This is a genomic window from Rothia nasimurium (genome assembly GCF_928382285.1).
Classification (GTDB): Bacteria; Actinomycetota; Actinomycetes; order Actinomycetales; family Micrococcaceae; genus Rothia; species Rothia nasimurium_E.
The window spans coordinates 100,538-119,727 of the sequence record NZ_CAKMSS010000001.1 but is presented as its reverse complement, the minus strand read 5'-3'; the positions used below and the strand labels follow the sequence as shown (position 1 = coordinate 119,727).

At 60.4% G+C, this 19,190-nt stretch carries 14 protein-coding genes; 1 reads left to right on the top strand and 13 read right to left on the bottom strand.

Annotation, left to right across the window (positions count from 1 at the left end; all coding sequences use genetic code 11):
- Window positions 1-2: 2 nt before the first annotated feature.
- From glgX to L6758_RS00455, 9 genes are all read right to left on the bottom strand, one after another.
- Window positions 3-1,934, bottom strand: a complete 1,932-nt coding sequence (glgX, locus tag L6758_RS00495) for a glycogen debranching protein GlgX (RefSeq protein ID WP_237205035.1) — start codon at window positions 1,932-1,934, stop codon at window positions 3-5.
- The gene (gene glgA, locus L6758_RS00490; protein ID WP_237198417.1) at window positions 1,931-3,397 is read right to left on the bottom strand and encodes a glycogen synthase GlgA; all 1,467 of its coding nucleotides are present in this window, start codon (window positions 3,395-3,397) and stop codon (window positions 1,931-1,933) included. Before glgA ends, glgX begins: the two co-directional genes overlap by 4 nt.
- A gap of 7 nt (window positions 3,398-3,404) precedes the next feature.
- The gene (gene glgC / locus L6758_RS00485) at window positions 3,405-4,703 is read right to left on the bottom strand and encodes a glucose-1-phosphate adenylyltransferase (RefSeq protein WP_237195348.1); all 1,299 of its coding nucleotides are present in this window, start codon (window positions 4,701-4,703) and stop codon (window positions 3,405-3,407) included.
- On the bottom strand, window positions 4,690-6,837 hold the full coding sequence (glgB, locus tag L6758_RS00480) for a 1,4-alpha-glucan branching protein GlgB (protein WP_237205034.1): 2,148 nt from the start codon (window positions 6,835-6,837) through the stop codon (window positions 4,690-4,692). Before glgB ends, glgC begins: the two co-directional genes overlap by 14 nt.
- A 36-nt stretch (window positions 6,838-6,873) precedes the next feature.
- Window positions 6,874-9,279, bottom strand: coding sequence for a glycogen/starch/alpha-glucan phosphorylase (locus tag L6758_RS00475; protein ID WP_237205033.1), 2,406 nt, complete (start codon window positions 9,277-9,279; stop codon window positions 6,874-6,876).
- A 207-nt stretch (window positions 9,280-9,486) separates the two neighbouring features.
- Window positions 9,487-9,963 carry a transcriptional regulator NrdR gene (nrdR, locus tag L6758_RS00470; protein WP_135011358.1) on the bottom strand — a complete coding sequence of 159 codons (477 nt, stop codon included), beginning with the start codon at window positions 9,961-9,963 and terminating at the stop codon, window positions 9,487-9,489.
- Window positions 9,964-9,984: 21 nt separating this feature from the next.
- Window positions 9,985-11,367, bottom strand: coding sequence for a histidinol dehydrogenase (gene hisD, locus L6758_RS00465; RefSeq protein WP_237205032.1), 1,383 nt, complete (start codon window positions 11,365-11,367; stop codon window positions 9,985-9,987).
- A gap of 36 nt (window positions 11,368-11,403) precedes the next feature.
- Complete coding sequence (locus tag L6758_RS00460; protein WP_237205031.1) at window positions 11,404-11,838, bottom strand: MmcQ/YjbR family DNA-binding protein; 435 nt, start codon at window positions 11,836-11,838, stop codon at window positions 11,404-11,406.
- Between the two features lie 132 nt (window positions 11,839-11,970).
- Window positions 11,971-12,579 carry an NAD(P)-dependent oxidoreductase gene (locus L6758_RS00455; protein WP_237205030.1) on the bottom strand — a complete coding sequence of 203 codons (609 nt, stop codon included), beginning with the start codon at window positions 12,577-12,579 and terminating at the stop codon, window positions 11,971-11,973.
- Window positions 12,580-12,697: 118 nt separating this feature from the next.
- Between L6758_RS00455 and L6758_RS00450 the strand changes: the two genes are divergently transcribed.
- Entirely contained in the window at window positions 12,698-13,126 is a 429-nt protein-coding gene (locus tag L6758_RS00450; protein ID WP_237205029.1) for a winged helix-turn-helix transcriptional regulator, read from the top strand.
- Window positions 13,127-13,222: 96 nt separating this feature from the next.
- Here the strand turns inward: L6758_RS00450 and dnaE are convergent, their stop codons facing one another.
- From dnaE to L6758_RS00430, 4 genes are all read right to left on the bottom strand, one after another.
- Window positions 13,223-16,759, bottom strand: coding sequence for a DNA polymerase III subunit alpha (gene dnaE, locus L6758_RS00445; RefSeq protein WP_237205028.1), 3,537 nt, complete (start codon window positions 16,757-16,759; stop codon window positions 13,223-13,225).
- Between the two features lie 26 nt (window positions 16,760-16,785).
- Complete coding sequence (locus L6758_RS00440) at window positions 16,786-17,739, bottom strand: RluA family pseudouridine synthase (protein ID WP_237205027.1); 954 nt, start codon at window positions 17,737-17,739, stop codon at window positions 16,786-16,788.
- Window positions 17,739-18,311, bottom strand: a complete 573-nt coding sequence (gene lspA / locus L6758_RS00435) for a signal peptidase II (RefSeq protein WP_237205026.1) — start codon at window positions 18,309-18,311, stop codon at window positions 17,739-17,741. Before lspA ends, L6758_RS00440 begins: the two co-directional genes overlap by 1 nt.
- Window positions 18,312-18,471: 160 nt before the next feature.
- Entirely contained in the window at window positions 18,472-19,164 is a 693-nt protein-coding gene (locus L6758_RS00430; protein WP_237205025.1) for a DivIVA domain-containing protein, read from the bottom strand.
- Between the last annotated feature and the right edge of the window lie 26 nt (window positions 19,165-19,190).

Genomic DNA, 19,190 nt, shown 5'->3' with positions numbered 1-19,190 from the left:
GGCTACTCCGCGGTCTGCGCTGAAAACACCTTGACCGTCTGAGCACCCAGGGGGTGCTCACTCTCGGGGTCTGATGAGAGTTCAAGTGCCCATTCAAGGCCCTGAGGGTGCTCAGGCAGTACAAGGTCGCACTGGCCCCCTACGTTCACAACGACCAGCAGGTAGCCTGAGTCGTCATCTCCCAGCATCATCTGGAAGCAGTCGAACCCTTCGCTGTGCCAGTCGGCCCCCTGGACGGGGCTGCCGTCGGCATGCCACCAGGTTACTCGGTCATCGTGTACAAAGGTGTTTTGCCGGAGCTGGACGAAGCGGCGACGCAGTTCGGTCAGGGCAGCAACGTAGGCGGTCAGGTCAGTATCTGCCTGTTGCCAGTCCAGCCAGGTGATCTCGTTATCTTGGCAGTAGGCATTGTTGTTGCCCAGCTGGCTGTTACCGAGTTCATCGCCCGCCAGCAGCATCGGCACGCCCTGGGAAAGCAGGAGCGTTGCCAGCAGAGCTCTGACACGGCGGTCTCGGCGGTCGAGAAGAACGGGGTCATCGGTAGGGCCTTCAACGCCCAGGTTGTCACTGTGGTTATCGTTGTGCCCGTCCCGGTTATCTTCCCCGTTAGCCTCGTTGTGCTTATGGGCGTAACTCACAAGGTCTTGCAGGGTAAAGCCGTCGTGAGCGGTGAGGAAGTTGATGGATGCCGTAGCCGGACGGCCGCTGTGGTCGAACCGGCCAGCGGTACCCAAGAGGGCAGAAGCCAGCAGCCCCATCGTGTCGGTGTCTTTGCGCCAGGCCCGGCGCACCCCATCGCGGAAGGAGTCGTTCCATTCCCGCCAGGGGTGAGGGAAGTGCCCCAGCTGGTAGCCACCGGGGCCGATGTCCCAGGGCTCAGCAATCATCTTGAGAGAACGGAGCACGGGGTCCTGGCTAACGGCCTGGAAGAAAGCCGCCTGCGCGCTAAAACCGGTCTCGGTTCTACCCAGGGTGGTGGCCAGGTCAAAACGGAACCCGTCCACACCGTAGCGGGTGGCGAAATGACGGAGGGAGTCAAGCACCAGACGCAGGACGTGAGGATTACGGACGGCCAGGGTGTTCCCGGTGCCGGTGTCGTTGGTGTAGCCGCCGTCGGTGTTGCGCAGGTAGTAGCCTGCGTCGTTGAGACCCCTCATCGAAAGAATCGGCCCTTCGTCCCCGCCTTCGCCACTGTGGTTGAAGACCACATCGAGGATTACCTCGATACCGTGTTCGTGCAGGGTGTGCACTGCCTCTCGAAATTCGATATCGGCTCGTTCACCGGCGCTGAGGTTCCCTTCTTCCCTGTGGGAAGCGTAGCGGGGTTCAAGGGCTGAGAAACCGATGGGCTGGTAGCCCCAGTAGTTCGTGAGGTCTCGCTGCACCAGGTGCTGATCGTCGATAAAGGCCTGCACCGGGAGCAGTTCAAGGGTGGTGACGCCCAGTGTGCGCAGGTGCTGGATGAGAGCAGGCTCTGCGAGAGCGGCATAGCTGCCGCGCAGATCGGGGGCAATATCGGGGTGCAGCTGAGTGAGCCCCTTGACGTGGGCCTCGTAGATAACGGTCTCGTCCCAGGGTACGGCTGGTCGGTTGGACGCCGGGTCCGGGCCCTGGGGGTTATCGTCAAGAACGATCCCCTTAGGTACGACCGGGGCACTATCGCCCGGCATATCTGCACTCATCAGGGGATCCCAGCGCAGCGGGGCCTCTAAGAGGCGGGCACTGGGGTAGATCAATAGTTTTTCTTCAGCAAAAGCAGGCGAATCGCCGGTGGCCCGGAAGCCGTAGCGGTCTCCCGGGTGCACACCGGCGATATCGCCTACCCAGTGTTCGCCATCTTTGCTGGTGAGCTCATGGCGGGTTTCGTGATTCTGGTTATCGAAAAGACAGAGCCAGACCCGGTTTGCTCCGGGTGCCCATACTTCAATTCTCATGCAATGAGAGTATCAAACATCCTTGCGTACTCGGCTGCTGATTTCTCCCAGCTGACCGTGGTGCTCATCGCTGTATGACGTAGCTTAAGCCAGGCTTCGGTATCAGCGTAGAGGTCGATGGCACGGCCCAGAGCGAAGCTCAGGGCACCTGCATCGATGACACCTCCCAGACGGGCGTCACCGAAGGTGAAACCAGTGGCGGTGCCGTTTTCTAGGTTCTCGGGGGTTGCGTCGGTGACGGTGTCCCTCAGGCCACCCGTAGCGGCGACCAGCGGAACTGCGCCGTAGCGCATACCGTACATCTGGGTGAGACCGCTGGGCTCAAAGCGGGAGGGCACCAACACCACATCGCCGCCGGCGTACATACGGTGGCTCAGCCCCTCGTCGTACCCTAGACGCAGCCCAACGGCTCCCGGGTAGCGGGCAGCAAGCTGGGTGAGCTCGTACTCGTAGTGAGCATCGCCGGACCCGAGAATAGCTACTGCCCCTCCCCGATCGAGGAAACCGGGCAGAGCATCAACCAGCAGGTCTATTCCCTTCTGGTGGGTCAAGCGGGTTACTACTACCGCCAGGGGCCCCGACGGAGCGTCAAGACCGAATTCATCGAGGAGGCGTTGACGGTTGACGTCCTTATCAGCAGGGTTTGCCGCGGTGTAGGGCACGATAGCCGGGTCAGTTGCGGGGTCCCACACCTCGGTATCTACCCCGTTGATAATTCCCTCTAGCTCACCTCGATCGCGACGCGCTGCCACAACTCCCTCAAGGCCGAAGCCGAAGTCGGGTGATGTGAGCTCCTGCGCGTAGCTGGGGCTCACCGTCGTCAGGCGCGACGCGTGCACCATGCCCGCCTTCAGGGTTGAGAGCAGGCCGTGGTATTCCAGGGAATCCGGGGTGAAATCCCAGGTGGGAAGGCGCAGATAGTCCAGCTGATCGGCCCCTACAACCCCCTGGAAGGCGATGTTATGCACGGTCATCACGGTGGGTACCTGCGCACCGGCATACTTGAGATACGAGGGGGTTAGCCCTGCCTGCCAGTCGTGGGCATGCACCAGATCGGGCTTCCAGCGGTCGCTAGTACCGTGCTGGGCAATCTGAGAGGCAACCCACGAAAGAGCAGCGAAGCGGACGTGGTTATCCGGGTAGTCTCTTCCGTCGGCAGAGTACGGGCCTCCGTCCCTATTAAAGAGGTGGGGCGCATCGAGCAGAAGCACGTTGAGACCGTCGATAGTCCCACGAATGACGGCAGCGGGCCCGCCGAAAAGGTCCTCGTCACGCCAAACTCGGGTGCCGCGTCCTAGCCTCTCTAAGAGACCGGGGTAGGCAGGAAGCAGCACCTTGCTCTTCCACCCAAAGGGCTCCAGGGCGGCAGGCAGAGCACCCACCACATCGGCAAGACCCCCCGTTTTAATCAGTGGGGCACATTCTGAGGCAACCGAAAGAACGCGTTTTACACGTCGTGCCATATCTCTTCTACTTTCTTAGAGCTTCTTCACGCTGGTTCAGCATTTTTTGGGTAATCAGAGTTACCCCGCCCGGTGAAACGGTAAACCACTTCGCATCTTCTTCGGGGTTCTCGCCCACGACCAGGTCCTCAGGAATAGTAACATCACTATCGACCACGCACTTGGTCAGATGAGCGTTACGGCCAATATCGACGTGGGGCAGAATTACAGATTCAGTGACAGAAGCAAAAGAGTGGATACGGGCGCCGGTAAAGACCAGGGACTTCTCCACGCTTGCTCCCGAAATCACGCAGTCACCCGAAATCAGTGATTGCACCGCGGTACCGCGCCTACCTCTTTCATTGTGAATGAACTTAGCGGGAGGGGTAATCTCAGCGTAGGTCCAAATCGGCCAGTTTCGGTCGTAGAAGTCAAGCGGCGGCTCAAAGTCAGTAAGGTCGATATTTGCCTGCCAGAAAGAATCGATGGTGCCCACATCTCGCCAGTAGGGGCGCTTTTCTAGGCCGCTGGTGATGCAAGAATCGCAGAAGCGGTGGGCAACTGCCTTACCGTTCTCAACGATCTGGGGGATGATGTCGTGCCCAAAGTCGTGGGATGAGGTTTCGTTGGCGGCGTCCTCAATCAGTTTCTCGCGCAAGAAAGCCCAGTCAAAGATGTAGATGCCCATTGAAACCAGCGACTCGTCGGGATCCTCGGGAGTTGAGGGAGGGTCGGCAGGTTTCTCAAGGAAGTCAACGATCTGGCTGTTTTCATCAACCGCCATAACGCCAAAAGCACTGGCTTCTTCACGGGGCACGGTCAGGCAGGCGATGGTGACATCAGCATTGGTTCGAACGTGCTGCTCAAGCATGATCGAGTAGTCCATCTTGTAGATATGGTCACCGGCCAGCACCACGATGTATTCCACGCCGTAGTCATCAACGATGTCGATGTTCTGGTAGATAGCGTCAGCGGTACCCAGGTACCACTGGCTCTCTGAGACTCGCTGGCTGGCAGGCAGAATATCGAGGTATTCGTTGCGCTCTGCTCTAAAGAAGCTCCAGCCGCGCTGCATGTGGCGGATCAGCGAGTGCGCCTTGTACTGGGTTGCAACCGCCATTTTGCGAATGCCCGAGTTGTAGGCATTCGAGAGTGGGAAGTCGATGATACGGGCTTTACCGCCGAAGTGAACCGCGGGTTTAGACCGGCGGTCAGTGAGTTCCTCTAGTCGGGATCCTCGGCCACCGGCTAGAACGAAGGCCATAGCCTGGCTGGCTAGGCGGTGCGGGGGTAGTGTCGTGCCCTGTGCGGTATCAGGCTGACTCATGGGTGGTGTCCTCTACAAAATAGATAACTGAAAGGGGAGGAAGTTTCAGGAGCGCAGATTGTGCTTCGGTACCCATGGGGACGGGTTCTGTTTCGATAGCACCTGCGTGCCCGCGGTCGCCGCCGTGGTAATGAGCGGAGTCTGTGTTGAGCGCTTCAAGCCAGCGCCCTGGCAGGGGGAAAGGAACTCGGTAGCCGTCGCGTTCTACCGGGGTTAGGTTCAGGACTACCACCACGTGGGGGTCGCCGTCCTCTCCCCTGCGAAGCCATGCGTAGACCTGCTCGTCAACTGCGTCGACGAGCAGCCACTGGAATCCGCGCCCGTCGCAGTCCCGCCGGTGCAGGGCGGGCTGGGAGCGGTAGAGGGAGTTGAGATCTCGAACCAGGTTCAGGACGCCCGCGTGCCCGGGGTCATCGAGCACGCCCCAGTCCAGCTCCCCCTGGTAGGCCCACTCAGAGGGCTGGCCAAATTCTTGACCCATGAAGAGGAGCTTTTTACCGGGGTAGGCCCACATGTAGGCCAAGAAGGCTTTGAGATTACCCAGTTTTTCAGCGTGGCTGCCGGGCATACGCCCGTAGAGGGAACCTTTACCGTGAACGACCTCATCGTGGCTGATGGGCAGCATGAACCGTTCGCTGAAGATATAGGTGAGCCCGAAGGTCAGCAGGTCGGAGTGATACTTACGGTAGACCGGGTCTAGACCGAAATATTTGAGTGAGTCGTTCATCCAGCCCAGGCTCCACTTGTAGTCAAAGCCCAGCCCGTTGTGTTCGGTACTGCGGGTGACCCCGGGGAAGGTCGTCGATTCTTCAGCGATCATGACGGCCCCGTCGCAGTGACGGTTGACGGCGTCATTGGTGGTTTTCAGGAAGTCAATAGCCTCATAGTTCTCTACGCCGCCGTCCTTATTCGGTACCCACTCGCCGTCCTTACGGGAGTAGTTGCGGTGAATCATCGATGCTACGGCGTCCACGCGCAGCCCGTCGAGGTGATATTCCTGCAGCCAGTACAGGGCATTAGACCGCAGATGGCCAGCCACTTCCGGTCGGCCGTAGTTATAAATCAGGGTGTTCCAGTCGGGGTGGTACCCCTCTTGAGGGTTCTGGTGTTCGTACAGGGCGGTACCGTCGAACCGAGCCAGGCCGTGGGCGTCCGCCGGGAAATGCCCGGGAACCCAGTCGGCGATGACGCCGATGCCGCGCTGGTGGGCGGCGTCCACAAAGGACTGGAAATCGCGGGGCAGGCCGTACCGCACCGTGGGGGCGTACATCCCCACAGGCTGGTAGCCCCAGGAGCCGTCGAAGGGGTGCTCGGTAATCGGCAAAACCTCAATGTGGGTAAACCCTAGATCATCGACATAGTCGATGAGCTCACTCCAGCCCTCAGCCCGCCAGGAGCCGAGGTGAACCTCGTAAACGCTCACGGGGGCATCCGGCGCACCGGCCTGCTCCCGGGTAGCTAACCACTGAGCGTCCTGCCAGGTATGCGCGTCGATATCGCGCACAACCGACGCCGTAGCGGGCGGCAGCTCAGCCCCGAACCCTACAGGGTCAGCTTTGAGGGGAAGGACGCTGCCGTTCGCATCGACGATCTCGTACTTGTAGACCGTTCCTTCCTCAACCCCGGGGATAAAAATTTCCCAGACGCCCGTTGAGCCGCGGGACCGCATGGGGTGGGCGGTGCCATTCCAGTCATTGAAGGAACCTACCACCGATACCCGGGAGGCGTTCGGTGCCCAGACCGCAAAGTGCACCCCGGGGACCTTCTCGTGCTCCATTAGGTGAGCCCCCAGGGCACGCCACAGCTGCTCGTGGCGGCCTTCAGCCAGCAGGTACTCGTCCATATCGCCCAGGACGGGGCCGAAACGGTAGGGGTCTTCCCGCTCGACCTGCTGGCCGCCGGGCCACTCGATACGCAGCCGGTAGTAGGGAACAGACTCCCCCTCGAAAACCGGTAGGTCGTCAACGACACGAAGCAGCTCGCGCTGATCGGTGTCGTTGACAGCCCAGATACGCTGGGCACCGGGGACGAGGGCGACTACCCGGCGTCCATCTTCACTGGGGCCAAGAGCCCGAAAAGGATCCCGGTGCTTCCCCGCAGCTAGTGCGCGGGCTTCTGTTTCTGTGATACTCATACGATTCTCTTGCCTCCAGTGAAGATCGGGTCTTAGCTACAGGGCTGAGTCAATACCCCACACTTCGGTCATGTATTCACGCACTGAACGGTCAGAGCTGAAGTAACCCATACGGGCGATGTTCAGAACTGCCATGCGCTGCCAGCGTTCGGTGTCGCGGTAGGCTTCTTCGACCTCCTGCTGGGCACGGTCATAGTCGTCGAAGTCAGAGGCAACCAGGAACCAGTCACCATTCCACATGTTGTCGACAATATGGCCGAAACGGTAGGGCTCATCGGGGCTAAAGGTACCCTCAGCTACCGCCTGCAGGATGTCGCGCAGAGCCTGGCTCGCTTCGATAGCGGCCCGTGAGTGGCCGGGCTGGGCACGACGCTGGGCAACTTCCTCGGTGGTCAGGCCAAAGAGGAAGAAGTTTTCTGCACCCACGTGCTCACGAATCTCAACGTTCGCACCATCGAGGGTACCGATGGTGAGGGCACCGTTGAGGGCGAACTTCATGTTGCCGGTACCGGATGCCTCCATACCCGCGGTCGAAATCTGCTCCGACAGGTCGGAGGCAGGAATCAGACGCTCCGCCATCGAAACGTTGTAGTTGGGAGGGAAGACGATGCGCAGCAGGTGGTTGGTCTCGGGGTCATTGTTGACGACCTCAGCCACATCGTTGATGAGCTTAATGATGTCCTTGGCGGTGTGGTAGCTGGGAGCTGCCTTACCACCAAAGATTTTGACGCGGGGTACCCAACCGGCATTGGGGTCACGCTTGATGCGCTGGTAGTGGGCAATAGTCCACAGTATGTTCAGCAGCTGGCGCTTGTACTCGTGCATGCGCTTGACCTGCGAATCAAAAAGGGAGTCCACCGGCAGCTCAATGCCGTGTTCTTCCTGCATCCAGTCCACAAAGCGCTGCTTGGCTGCCTTCTTGCTTTCACCAAAGGCCTTGAGGAAGGCAGGATCATCGGCGTAGGGTTCCAGCTCCTTCAGGCGCTCAAGGTCGGTCTCCCAGCCCTCACCGATGGTCTCGGTGATGAGCTGCGCCAGGGCAGGGTTAGCCAGTTTGAGCCAGCGACGAGGGGTGATGCCATTCGTGATGTTGACGATGCGATCAGGGTGCAGGGCATCGTGCACGGGGAACAGCTCGGTACGCACCAGGTCGGTGTGCAGGGCCGACACGCCGTTGACGCGGTGGCTGGTGGTAAAGGCCAGGTCACCCATATTGACCTGGTCGCCTGAAATCAGGCGGGCAGGGTGGGGTGAGCCTGCCTGAAGCTCCACGAACTTCTGGTCAAGGCGTTCGATAATTTGCAGGTGGCGGGGCAGCACATGGCGCATGAGCCCTACGGTCCAGCGCTCCAGCGCTTCGGGGAGCAGGGTGTGGTTGGTGTAGCCGAGTACCCGGGTAGCCAGGTCAGCGGCACGGTCAAAGTCGAAGCCGTGCTCATCGACCAGGATACGGATGAGCTCCGGCCCAGCAATTGCCGGGTGGGTATCGTTCATCTGGATAGCAACGTGGCGGTCAAGGTTCTCGAGGGAGTCATGCCCCACCAGGTGGCGGCGAACGATATCTTGAACGGACGCTGAAGTCAGGAAGTACTCCTGAGATAGGCGCAGCTGCTTACCGCCGTCGGTGGTGTCGTTGGGGTAGAGCACGCGGCTGAGACTGCGGGCCAGGGCTTCGGGCTCAGCAGCGGCGGCAAAGTCACCGGCGTTGAAGCGACCGAGGTCAAAGAGATCTGCGTTGGGAGTTGCTGCCCACAGACGCAGGGTGTTGGCCCAGGTGGCTCCGTAGCCTACCACGGGGGTGTCAAAGGCCTGGGCCTGTACGTGAGTACCGGGATTCCAGCGCAGCACACCGTTTTCTTCATAGATTTCGCCACCAAAGCCTACTCCGTAGACAGATTCGGGGCGGTCGAAGTCCCAGGGGTTACCGTGGGCAAGCCAGTTCTCGGGGTTTTCCTGCTGACGGCCATTCTCAAATGACTGCTCAAAGAGGCCGTGCTCATAGCGCAGGCCGTAGCCGTAGGCGGGGCAACCCACCGTAGCCATGGACTCAAGGTAGCAGGCAGCAAGGCGGCCCAAGCCGCCGTTGCCGAGCGCGGCGTCCGGCTCTTCATCGGCAACCGCGTTGAAGTCGATATCGAATTCGGCCAGAGCCTCAACGGCGATGTCGCGCACGCCGAGGTTGATAGCCAAATCCTCCATAAGCCTGCCAATGAGGAACTCCATGGAAAGGTAGTAAACGCGCTTGCGATCTTCTTCCCACGTGCGGCGTGTGGAGTTGAACCAGGGTTCAACGGCAAGATCTCGCAGGGTATGCGAAAGGGCAATCCGCCAGTCGTAGGCGGTGGCATGCTTCGGGTCCTTACCAGCGGTAAACCGTAGGTGCTGCAAGAGCGAGGAGCGGAAGCTTGCTACTGATGGTTCGGGGCGATTGTGTTCTGCCATACACCCCATATTAGTGTTCAGTTTTTAACAACTGTGGGGTACGCAACACGAAACGCCGATAATTTTAGCAACCATCTCTAGCTATGAGACACATCTACATTCAGAGTTACACACCGTAGAGATTTTTGACTATTTACGCTAGACAGACGGTGGTTTTTCGGCACACTGCGGTCTGGAGATTTCAGACCCCCTGCGAAGCCCTCCTACCTACAAGAGGGTAGGCTGCTCCCCCTCGTCCGCCCCCGCCTCGCGCAGCGCTGCGATAGCCCGCTCAAAGTCATCGAGCGACTCAAAAGCCTGATAGACGCTGGCAAAACGCAGGTAGGCAACGGTATCCAGCTTCGACAGGGGCTCAAGGATAGACAGCCCTACCTCATGGGCGTCGATCTCAGCAATACCCTTCGCACGGATTGCCTCTTCAACTTCCTGCGCTAGCTTAGCCAGGTCGTCCTCCCCCACGGGGCGCCCCTGGCAGGCCTTACGCACGCCAGAGACAATCTTGGCCCGGTCAAAGGGTTCGGTCACGCCGCTTCTCTTAATTACCGAAACAGCGGTAGTTTCGACGGTGGTGAACCGTTTGCCGCAGTTGCTGCACTGGCGGCGGCGGCGAATTGCGGAATTGTCATCGGTGGTTCGCGAGTCAACTACCTTTGAGGTGGAATTACGGCAGAAGGGGCAATTCATGTGGTTCCTCCTAGCGTGGTTCTAGCTGTTGTTGGCGGCGGCCGAGCCGGTACGCGCGGTGATGGCTTCACCGTGGGCGGGTAGGTCTTCGTCATGGGCAACCGCGACAATGGCATCGCCGATCTCGGCCAGGGCGCTCTGACTGTAGTTAATCAGCTGCACAGCCTTCATAAAGACGGTGGTGTTGAGCCCCGATGCGTAGGCAGCTGAACCGCCGGTGGGCAGGACGTGGTTGGACCCTGCCGCGTAATCCCCCAGGGGCACCGGCGAGTAGGGGCCGATGAAAATCGCACCGGCGTTGCGCACCCGCCCGGCCACCTCTTCTGCCTTCTCAGTATGGATTTCGAGGTGCTCTGCTGCGTAGGCGTCGGCTACCGCGATTGAGGCTTCGAGGCTGTCGGTGAGCACCACGCCGGACTGGGGGCCGGTCAGGGCAGTGGCAACGCGTTCGCTGTGCTTGGTCTCAGCGGCTCGTTGATTGATGGCGTCCTGCACGGCGGCGGCGAGGGTTGGGCTGTGGGTGATAAGGACGGACCCGGCGTTAGGGTCGTGTTCGGCCTGGGAGATCAGGTCGGCGGCAACGTAGTCGGGGTTGGCGGTGTCGTCGGCGATGACGGCGATTTCGGTGGTTCCAGCTTCGCCGTCCACACCCACAACGCCCTGCAGGGCTCGCTTGGCCATGGCGACAAAGATGTTGCCGGGGCCGGTGATGGTGTCGACGGGTTCAAGAACCTCACCGGCGTCGTCCAGCCCGTAGGCCATAGCACCCAGGGCACCGGCGCCGCCGATGGCCCAGACTTCGGTGATGCCCAGCAGTCCGGCTGCGCCCAGGATGGTGGGGTGGGGCAGGCCGTCGAATTCTTTTTGGGGCGGGGTGCAGAGCACGATGGAGCCGACGCCCGCCGCCTGGGCGGGTACAGTGTTCATGATGACCGATGAGGGGTAGACGGCCAGGCCGCCGGGCACGTACACGCCGGCGCGGCGCACGGGAATCCAGCGGTTGGTGAGGACGGCCCCGGGGGCAACTTCGATGGTCTGGTCGGCGGGGCGCTGGGCGGCTGCAAAAGCACGGGTGCGCTCGATGGCGATTTCTAGGCCCTTGCGGACGCCCGGGTCGAGGTTCTCGACCGCCCGGTCGATAGCGCTCTGCGGTACGCGCAGGGCGCCCTGCTCTACTCCGTCGAAACGGGCGGAGAGTTCTCGCAGGTAGTCAGCGCCGCGGTCCTGGACGTTCTCGAGGATTTCGTGCACGGTAGTGAGCGCATTGCCCACGAACTCTGTGGTCTGGCGCGGGACGATACGGCGCAACTCTGCGTAGGAGTGGTTGCTGCCGCGCAGGTCGATAGTGCGCAGGGTGAAGTCTGCAGGTGCAGTGGAGTTCTGGGTATTGTCTGTTGTGCTCACTCTTTGATTTTAACGCGGCCGTCAAGCCGCAGCGGGTTAGGCCGGTGGGTTTTCCGGCTGGTGAGATTCTGCCGCCTTGAGTTTTTCTGCCACGGCCTGCCAGCCGGGCGGACGCTTACGAGCAGGCAGGGACTCGACCACGGTGAGGTAGGACTCGGCGATAAGCTCGGCTAGCAGCTCGCCAGTCACATCTGGGTGGGGCACGAGACTGTACCAGTGGGTTTTGTTCATGTGCCAGGCCGGACGCGCCGCCGGGTGGGTTTCGATGATAGCTGCAACGTCGGCCGGGTGGGCTTTGAGGTTGACCAGCTGGGTGCCGTCCTTCTCAGCTAACACCATGAACCATCTGCCACCCACGCGGGCGGCTTCGGCGTCGCTGCGGGAGGTGAAGCGGTAGAGCTCGGCTGCGGGCAGGGCCAGGGCGGACGCGGACGCCGCCTCGTAGAGGGCACGGGAGGTAGAAAGGGGCATGGACCCCAGTTTAGTACCCCCGTTAAAGTGCATGTGCCGCTGCAAAAAGCAACGGCACATGCACTTTTCCAATGGCAGCGACCTTACAGGGCAGCTTCACCAAAGAGGTTCTACCTTTCCCTCACTGTCTGTTTACTGCCCCTGGGCAGCAGCTTCGTCAGCAGAGGCAACAGTGAAACGGGTGCCAACGTGGGCCGGCTTTTCCAGCTCGTCGATGGCGGCTACAGCAAAGTCCTGGGTTGAGACGAACATGCCGGCGGGTACGTCCAGCTCGGTGCGGTAGTCACCGGTGCGGGCGCCGGGGGCGATCATGGGTGAGGGGGCCAGGACGGTCCACTTGAGGTCGGTAGCTGCCCGGTAGTCGCCCAGAATCTCAGCAAAGGTCTTGGCTTCGGTCAGGTATTCTTCGGGGAAGTCGGGACTCTCCAGCAGCAGACCCTCGCTAGCGTTGAGGGAACCGGCGCCGCCGACGATGAGGAAGCGGCCGGTGGGGGCTGCCGCTATGAGGGCGCGGTGGGCGGCGATAGCTGCGGAGTAGTCGTCGCGGCTAGCAACGGAGATGACGGTTGCCTCGGATGAGTTGATGATCTCTACCAGGGCCTCGGTGGTGGCCAGGTCGAGGGGCAGGGTACCTGCTGAGCCGCTGCGGGTGTAGCTGGTTACCTGGTGGCCGCGATTCTGTGCTTCTGCAACGATTGCTGAGCCGACCATACCTGCTGCGCCGATCACTGAGATGTTCATGGGTTTTCTCCTTGAAGAGTTGGTTTTCTGTATCGAACAGTTCTATAGTATGTTTTAGAAACCAATTACCTCAAGGTAACTATTAGGGGTTTTTAAAAAACTTTCAGAAAGGCCCACCGTGACATCATCGCCCCAGGTCAGCGCGGACGTCCGCCCCACCTCCCAGCCGGCAGCAGAGCAGCTGCCCGCCAACGTCCTCGACCAGAACTGCCCCTCGCGCACCGTGCTGCGCCACCTCACCGACCGGTGGACTCCCCTGATTGTCACCGTACTGGCAGACGGTGAGCCGGTACGCTTCAAGGACCTCAAAGGCACCATCCAGGGGGTATCCCCCAAAGTACTGACCGAAACCCTGCGCTCCATGGAACGCGACGGGCTGCTGACCCGCCACATTACCGCCAGTGTGCCCCCGCGCGTGGACTACCAGCTCACCGACCTGGGGCTGACCACCGTCGAGCCGCTCACCGCCGTCCGCCTCTGGGCAGAAACCCATCTGGAAGAGGTGCAGGCTAACCGCGAGCGCTACGACGCCGCCCAGACTCTCTAAAAACACCCTTAAAAAGAAAGTGCCGCCCGGTTCCGAGCGCAGGAGGCTTACTCCCCCACTCGGAGCCAGACGGCACGTTCAGCCTGTCTTAGCCTCCTAGAAATCCAGGCAGGCCGGGCCCAGCAGCACCTTGAGGTCACCAAAGAGGGCCGGGTTGGGGTTGACCCGCAGGTCAGCGCCAAGCCGGATCAGCAGGCGCTTGGTGCGGGTGGTCATCGCGATGCGCACCTCGGATTCGCCCTTATGATTCCGCAAAATATCGCGTAGCTGGCCCAGGGTCTCCTCGGTCGCCTTGTACTCGGGGATGGCGATAGTGACCGGGCCGCCGGTGCCGTCCGCTGAAATCTCGGGGATATTCAGCTCCTGGGCGCTCAGGGTCACTGACCCGTCATCACGGCGCTGCAGGCGGCCCTTGATGGTACAAATCAGGTCTTCGGCCAGCACACCGGCAATCGGCTCATAGGCGCGGCCAAAGAACATGACCTCGATAGAACCGGTGCGGTCTTCCATCTCGATACGGGCGTAGGGGTTACCCGAGTTCTTCGCGATACGGCGGGAGACGCTGGTAATCATGCCCGCGATAGTTACGATCGCCCCATCGGGCTTGACCGAATCTTCAGACACAAGACCCTGAATCGTGGAATCTGACAGAGAGTCCAGGGCATCTTCAAGACCGCGCAGGGGGTGGTCAGAGACGTAGAGGCCCAGCATCTCGCGCTCAAAGTTGAGCTTATCGCGCTTCTCCCACTCGGGGACGTCCGGAATCTGTACCGCCAGCTCGTTCGCCGGGTTATCGTCGTCCAGCCCCAGACCCCCAAAGAGGTCGAACTGGCCGGCAGCCTCCTGACGCTTGACCGAGACGGTCGCATCGATGGCCTCTTCGTGAATCATGGAGAGCGGACGCCGGTCGTGGCCCAGCGAGTCAAAGGCACCGGCCTTGATGAGGGAGTCCACGGTGCGCTTGTTACAGACGACAATCGGCACCTTGGCCAGGAAGTCGTTGAAGTTCTCGTAGCGGCCCTTTTCTTCGCGGGCATCGACCATGGCAGAAACTACGTTGGCACCCACGTTACGGATAGCGCCCATGCCAAAGCGGATATCATCGCCCACAGGGGTGAAGTTTAGGGCAGACTCGTTCACATCGGGCGGCAGCACCGTAATCTTCATGTGGCGGCACTCGTTCAGGTAGAGGGCGAGCTTGTCCTTGTCATCGCCCACCGAGGTCAGCAGCGCTGCCATGTACTCCTGGGGGTAGTGGGCCTTCAGATAGGCCGTCCAGTAGGAAACCAGACCGTAGGCCGCCGTATGAGCCTTGTTAAAGGCGTAGTCAGAGAAGGGCAGCAGAATATCCCAGAGGGCCTTTACCGCCCCTTCGGAGTAGCCGTTATCGAGCATGCCCTGGTGGAAGGTGGCATACTGCTTATCCAGTTCCTCCTTCTTCTTCTTACCCATAGCACGACGCAAAATATCTGCCTCACCCAGGGAATAGTTAGCGACCTTCTGGGCAATCGCCATAACCTGCTCCTGATACACAATCAGGCCGTAGGTGGTATCGAGGATCTCCGCCAGGGGCTCTTCGAGCTCCGGGTGGATGGGGGTGACCTCCTGCAGACCGTTCTTACGCAGGGCGTAATTGGTGTGGGAGTTCGCGCCCATGGGGCCGGGGCGGTAGAGCGCCAAGACCGCCGAAATGTGCTCAAAGTGGTCAGGCTGCATGAGCTTGAGCAGCTGGCGCATGGGCCCACCATCGAGCTGGAAAACGCCCAGGGTATCACCGCGGGCCAGCAGCTTATAGGACTCAGCATCATCCAGCTCTAGGGTTTCCAGGTCTAGGTCTTCGCCGCGGTTGAGCTTAATATTCTCAATCGCATCCGAAATGATGGTCAGGTTACGCAGGCCCAAGAAGTCCATCTTAATGAGCCCTAGCCCTTCACAGGTGGGGTAATCGAACTGGGTGATAACCTGGCCGTCCTGCTCACGGCGCATGATGGGGATAACGTCAATCAGGTCGTGGCTCGACATGATGACGCCCGCCGCGTGCACGCCCCACTGGCGCTTCAGACCCTCGATACCCTTCGCGGTCTCAAAGACCTTCGAAGCATCGGCATCAGACTCGATGAGGTCTCGCAGCTCCTGGGCGTCGTTATAGCGCTTATCCTCGGGGTTGTAGACGTTGGCCAGGGCAATGTTCTTGCCCATGACGTCCTCGGGCATGGCCTTGGTCAGGCGCTCGCCGGTGGAGAAGGGGTAGCCCAGCACGCGGGAGGAGTCCTTGAGGGCCTGCTTAGCCTTGATGGTGCCGTAGGTGACGATCATTGCCACCTTGTCTTCGCCGTACTTCTCGGTCACATAGTGAATCACTTCAGAACGGCGGCGATCATCGAAGTCCACGTCGAAGTCGGGCATGGAGACGCGGTCGGGGTTGAGGAAGCGTTCGAAGATCAGGTCGTGTTCCAGCGGGTTCAGGTCGGTAATACGCATGGCGTAGGCGACCATGGAACCTGCACCCGAGCCACGGCCCGGGCCCACACGGATGCCGTTCTCCTTGGCCCAGTTGATAAAGTCAGCAACCACCAAGAAGTAGCCGGGGAAGCCCATCTGCGAAATGATGCCCACCTCGTACTCAGCCTGTTTGCGCACTTCATCGGGCACACCCTTGGGGAAGCGGTAGTGCAGGCCGCGCTCCACCTCTTTGACGAACCAGGACTCCTCGTTTTCTCCCTCGGGCACGGGGAAGTTGGGCATGTAGTTGGCCTTGGTGTTGAACTCCACGGAGCAGCGCTCGGCAATTTCCATGGTGTTATTGCAGGCCTCAGGGTAGTCGCGGAAGAGCTCGCGCATCTCAGCCGGCGACTTGAGATAGAAGTTGTCGGCGTCGAACTTAAAGCGTTTGGGGTCCTGCAGGGTGGAGCCTGACTGCACGCACAGCAGCGCGGCGTGGGCCTTGGCGTCCTCAGCGTGGGTGTAGTGCAGATCGTTGGTGGCAACCAGGGGCAGGTTCAGTTCTTTCGCCAGCTTGAGCAGGTCGGCCATGACGTTCTTCTCGATATCGAGCCCGTGGTCCATGAGCTCGCAGTAGAAGTTCTCTTTGCCGAAGATATCCCGGAAGTCACTGGCTGCCTGCATGGCCTCCTTGTACTGCCCCAGGCGCAGACGGGTCTGCACCTCGCCCGAGGGGCAGCCGGTAGTGGCAATCAGACCCTTACCATAGGTCTGGAGCAGCTCCCGGTCCATACGCGGCTTGTAGAAGTGCCCCTCCAGCGAGGCCAGAGAGGACGCCCGAAACAGGTTGTGCATGCCCTGCGTGTTCTCTGCCCACATAGTCATATGGGTGTAGGCACCACCACCGGAGACGTCGTCGCGTCCGCCCTCACCAAATTTAACGCGGGTGCGGTCCTGACGGGCGGTACCCGGTGTCAGGTAGGCCTCAACACCGATGATGGGTTTGACCCCGGCGTTATTTGCCTTGTTCCAGAAGTCGAAGGCACCAAAGAGGAAACCGTGGTCAGTGGTGGCCAGGGCGTTCATGCCCAGCTGCTTGGAGTGCTCAAAGAGGTCAGTCAGGCGGGCAGCACCATCGAGCATGGAGTACTCGGTGTGCACGTGCAGGTGGGTGAAGTCGGTGTTAGCCATGCGGGTTGCGTCCTTAGCGTTGGGCTCTAGAAGTTACCGTCACGCAGGGTGTCGAGAGCGTACTGAAGGTCAGGGGTGTAGGGGCTTTCAAATTCCACCTGCTCACCGCTGGTGGGGTGGGTGAAGCCCAGACGGTGGGCGTGCAGCCACTGACGGGTCAGCCCCAGGTGGGCGCTCAGAGTGGGGTCGGCCCCGTAGGTCAGGTCACCGGTGCAGGGGTGACGCAGAGCCGAGAAATGCACACGAATCTGGTGGGTGCGGCCGGTCTCAAGGTGTACTTCAACCAAGGAAGCCGGGCCAAAGGCTTCAAGTACTTCATAGTGGGTAATGGCCGTCTTGCCGTCCTCATTGACCGCGAACTTCCACTCGCTGCCGGGGTGGCGGCCAATCGGAGCGTCGATAGTGCCCTTAAGGGGGTCAGGCAGGCCCTGCACCAGGGTGTGGTAGACCTTGGTGACGGTACGGTCCTTGAAGGCATTTTTCATGACCGAATAAGCACGCTCGTTTTTGGTGACAACCATCAGCCCGGAGGTGCCTACGTCCAGTCGATGCACAATGCCCTGACGCTCAGCTGCGCCGCTGGTAGCGATGTCAATACCCGCGTGCTTAAGAGCCCCTACCACCGTCGGACCGTGCCAGCCCATGGACGGGTGGGCAGCAACACCGGTGGGCTTATCGACCACCACGATGTCGTCATCCTGGTAGACAATCGAAAAGCCATCAACCTGCTCTGCCTCAATCTGAGTGAGGTCACGCGGCGGGGTACCGGCAGCCTGCACGGTCATTCCCTCAAGCAGTTTGGACGAAGCCTTAGCCTTCACTCCCCTGCCCTTGGCATCGAGAAGCTGAACCTCGCCGTCCTTAACCCAGCTACTCACCGTTGTGCGCGACTGGCCGCTCAGCTCAGCGAGCAGGGCATCAAGCCGAGTACCGGCCTGGTCGGCTCCTACCACAAATGTCAGTTCAATCTTCTGAGACACTAGACCCCCACCTCGTTCTTCTTGGCCTTATCGGCTCGTACTTCACGCTGACCGTCCATGCGGTAGCCCAGAAAAGTCAGCAGAACAATCGCCGCCATCGATACGCAGATAGCGGCATCGGCAATATTAAAAATCGCAAAATTCGGTACGGAAATATAATCGACCACATGCCCGATGCCAAAGCCAGGCTCCCGGAAGAGGCGGTCGTGCAGGTTGCCCACGATGCCCCCTGCCAGGGTTGCCAGCAGAATAACCCAGGGTAGGGTCTTAGCCCGTACCACCAGGGTCAGCGCCACCAGGGCACCCACCGTTGAGATCAGGGTGAACAGCCAGGTCGACCCCTCGCCCATAGAGAAAGCAGCACCCGGGTTCAGGTAGTAACGCCACCAGAGCAAGCCGTCGATCACGGTGATGGTCTGCCCCACGGTCATGGTGGTCTCTACCAGGTGCTTGACCCACTGGTCAGCCCCGTATACCAGGGCAAAGAGGGCCAGGGCTAGCAGGGCCTTAGCCACCCCAGAAATCGTACGAACCGGCACCAAAACAGTGCCCTCCTGCTGGGTATTAGCCACCGCACTCCCTGCCTTCAAACATCAAAAACTGCACACACCAGCTTATCGCGTTCAGCACCCAGCCGGTACCGCAGGGCGGTATCTTAAACATCTCAGGCGGCCCCTCTTACCGAGGAGCCGCCTGAGCATATGGAGGCTACCGCCTAAACACTAGGAAAGCCTAGGAGTTGTTGCTGAAAACCCCGTTACGCTGGCCAAACGCGCCGAAGCCCTGGGACTGCGCTGCCGCTGCGGCGGGAGCGCCCTCAGCCTTGGGTTCAAGAGCGGGGGTCTCTTCGAGGGTGGTCAGCTGCTTGTTCAGGTAATCGCGCAGGGAAGTGCGGTACTGGTTCTCGAAGGAACGCAGCTTGGCAACAGAAACCTCGAGGTCGCTCTTGGTCTTTTCCAGATCGCCAAGCACCTGGTTCGACTTCTGCTCAGCTTCAGAAACAAGCTTGGCGGCTTCGTCACGGCCTTCGGTAATCAGGCGTTCACGCTCGCGCTTGCCCTCGAAGACGTAGTCATCGTGAACCTTCTGGGCCATAGCCAGCAGGCCGGTGGCGCTAGAGGGTGACAGAGTAGGCTCAGCGGCGGTAGGTGCTGCTGCCGGAGCAGGAGTTGCCGCAGCGGGCTGAGAATCAACGACGATTTCAGCCTCGGCCAGGGCACCGCCCTGCTGCTGGGCAGGAGCCAGTGAAATCTTCGCCTCCGCCTCTTCAAGCTGGCGCTTGAGGCTAGCATTCTCGGCGTTCAGACGACGCAGTTCAATGACAATCTCGTCAAGGAAATCGTCAACCTCTTCAGGGTTGTAGCCTTCCTTGAACTTAGTCGGCTGGAAGCGCTTATTGATTACTTCCTCAGGCGTGAGTGCCACGATCATTCACCTCTATTTTCTAAAAA

What these genes read in the sequence shown, in the direction of transcription:
- dnaE (WP_237205028.1), bottom strand. Translation starts at nt 16,759, where the DNA reads ATGGCTAACACCGACTTCACCCACCTGCACGTGCACACCGAGTACTCC.
- L6758_RS00475 (WP_237205033.1), bottom strand. Translation starts at nt 9,279, where the DNA reads ATGGCAGAACACAATCGCCCCGAACCATCAGTAGCAAGCTTCCGCTCC.
- glgA (WP_237198417.1), bottom strand. Translation starts at nt 3,397, where the DNA reads ATGGCACGACGTGTAAAACGCGTTCTTTCGGTTGCCTCAGAATGTGCC.
- glgB (WP_237205034.1), bottom strand. Translation starts at nt 6,837, where the DNA reads ATGAGTATCACAGAAACAGAAGCCCGCGCACTAGCTGCGGGGAAGCAC.
- L6758_RS00460 (WP_237205031.1), bottom strand. Translation starts at nt 11,838, where the DNA reads ATGCCCCTTTCTACCTCCCGTGCCCTCTACGAGGCGGCGTCCGCGTCC.
- glgX (WP_237205035.1), bottom strand. Translation starts at nt 1,934, where the DNA reads ATGAGAATTGAAGTATGGGCACCCGGAGCAAACCGGGTCTGGCTCTGT.
- glgC (WP_237195348.1), bottom strand. Translation starts at nt 4,703, where the DNA reads ATGAGTCAGCCTGATACCGCACAGGGCACGACACTACCCCCGCACCGC.
- L6758_RS00455 (WP_237205030.1), bottom strand. Translation starts at nt 12,579, where the DNA reads ATGAACATCTCAGTGATCGGCGCAGCAGGTATGGTCGGCTCAGCAATC.
- nrdR (WP_135011358.1), bottom strand. Translation starts at nt 9,963, where the DNA reads ATGAATTGCCCCTTCTGCCGTAATTCCACCTCAAAGGTAGTTGACTCG.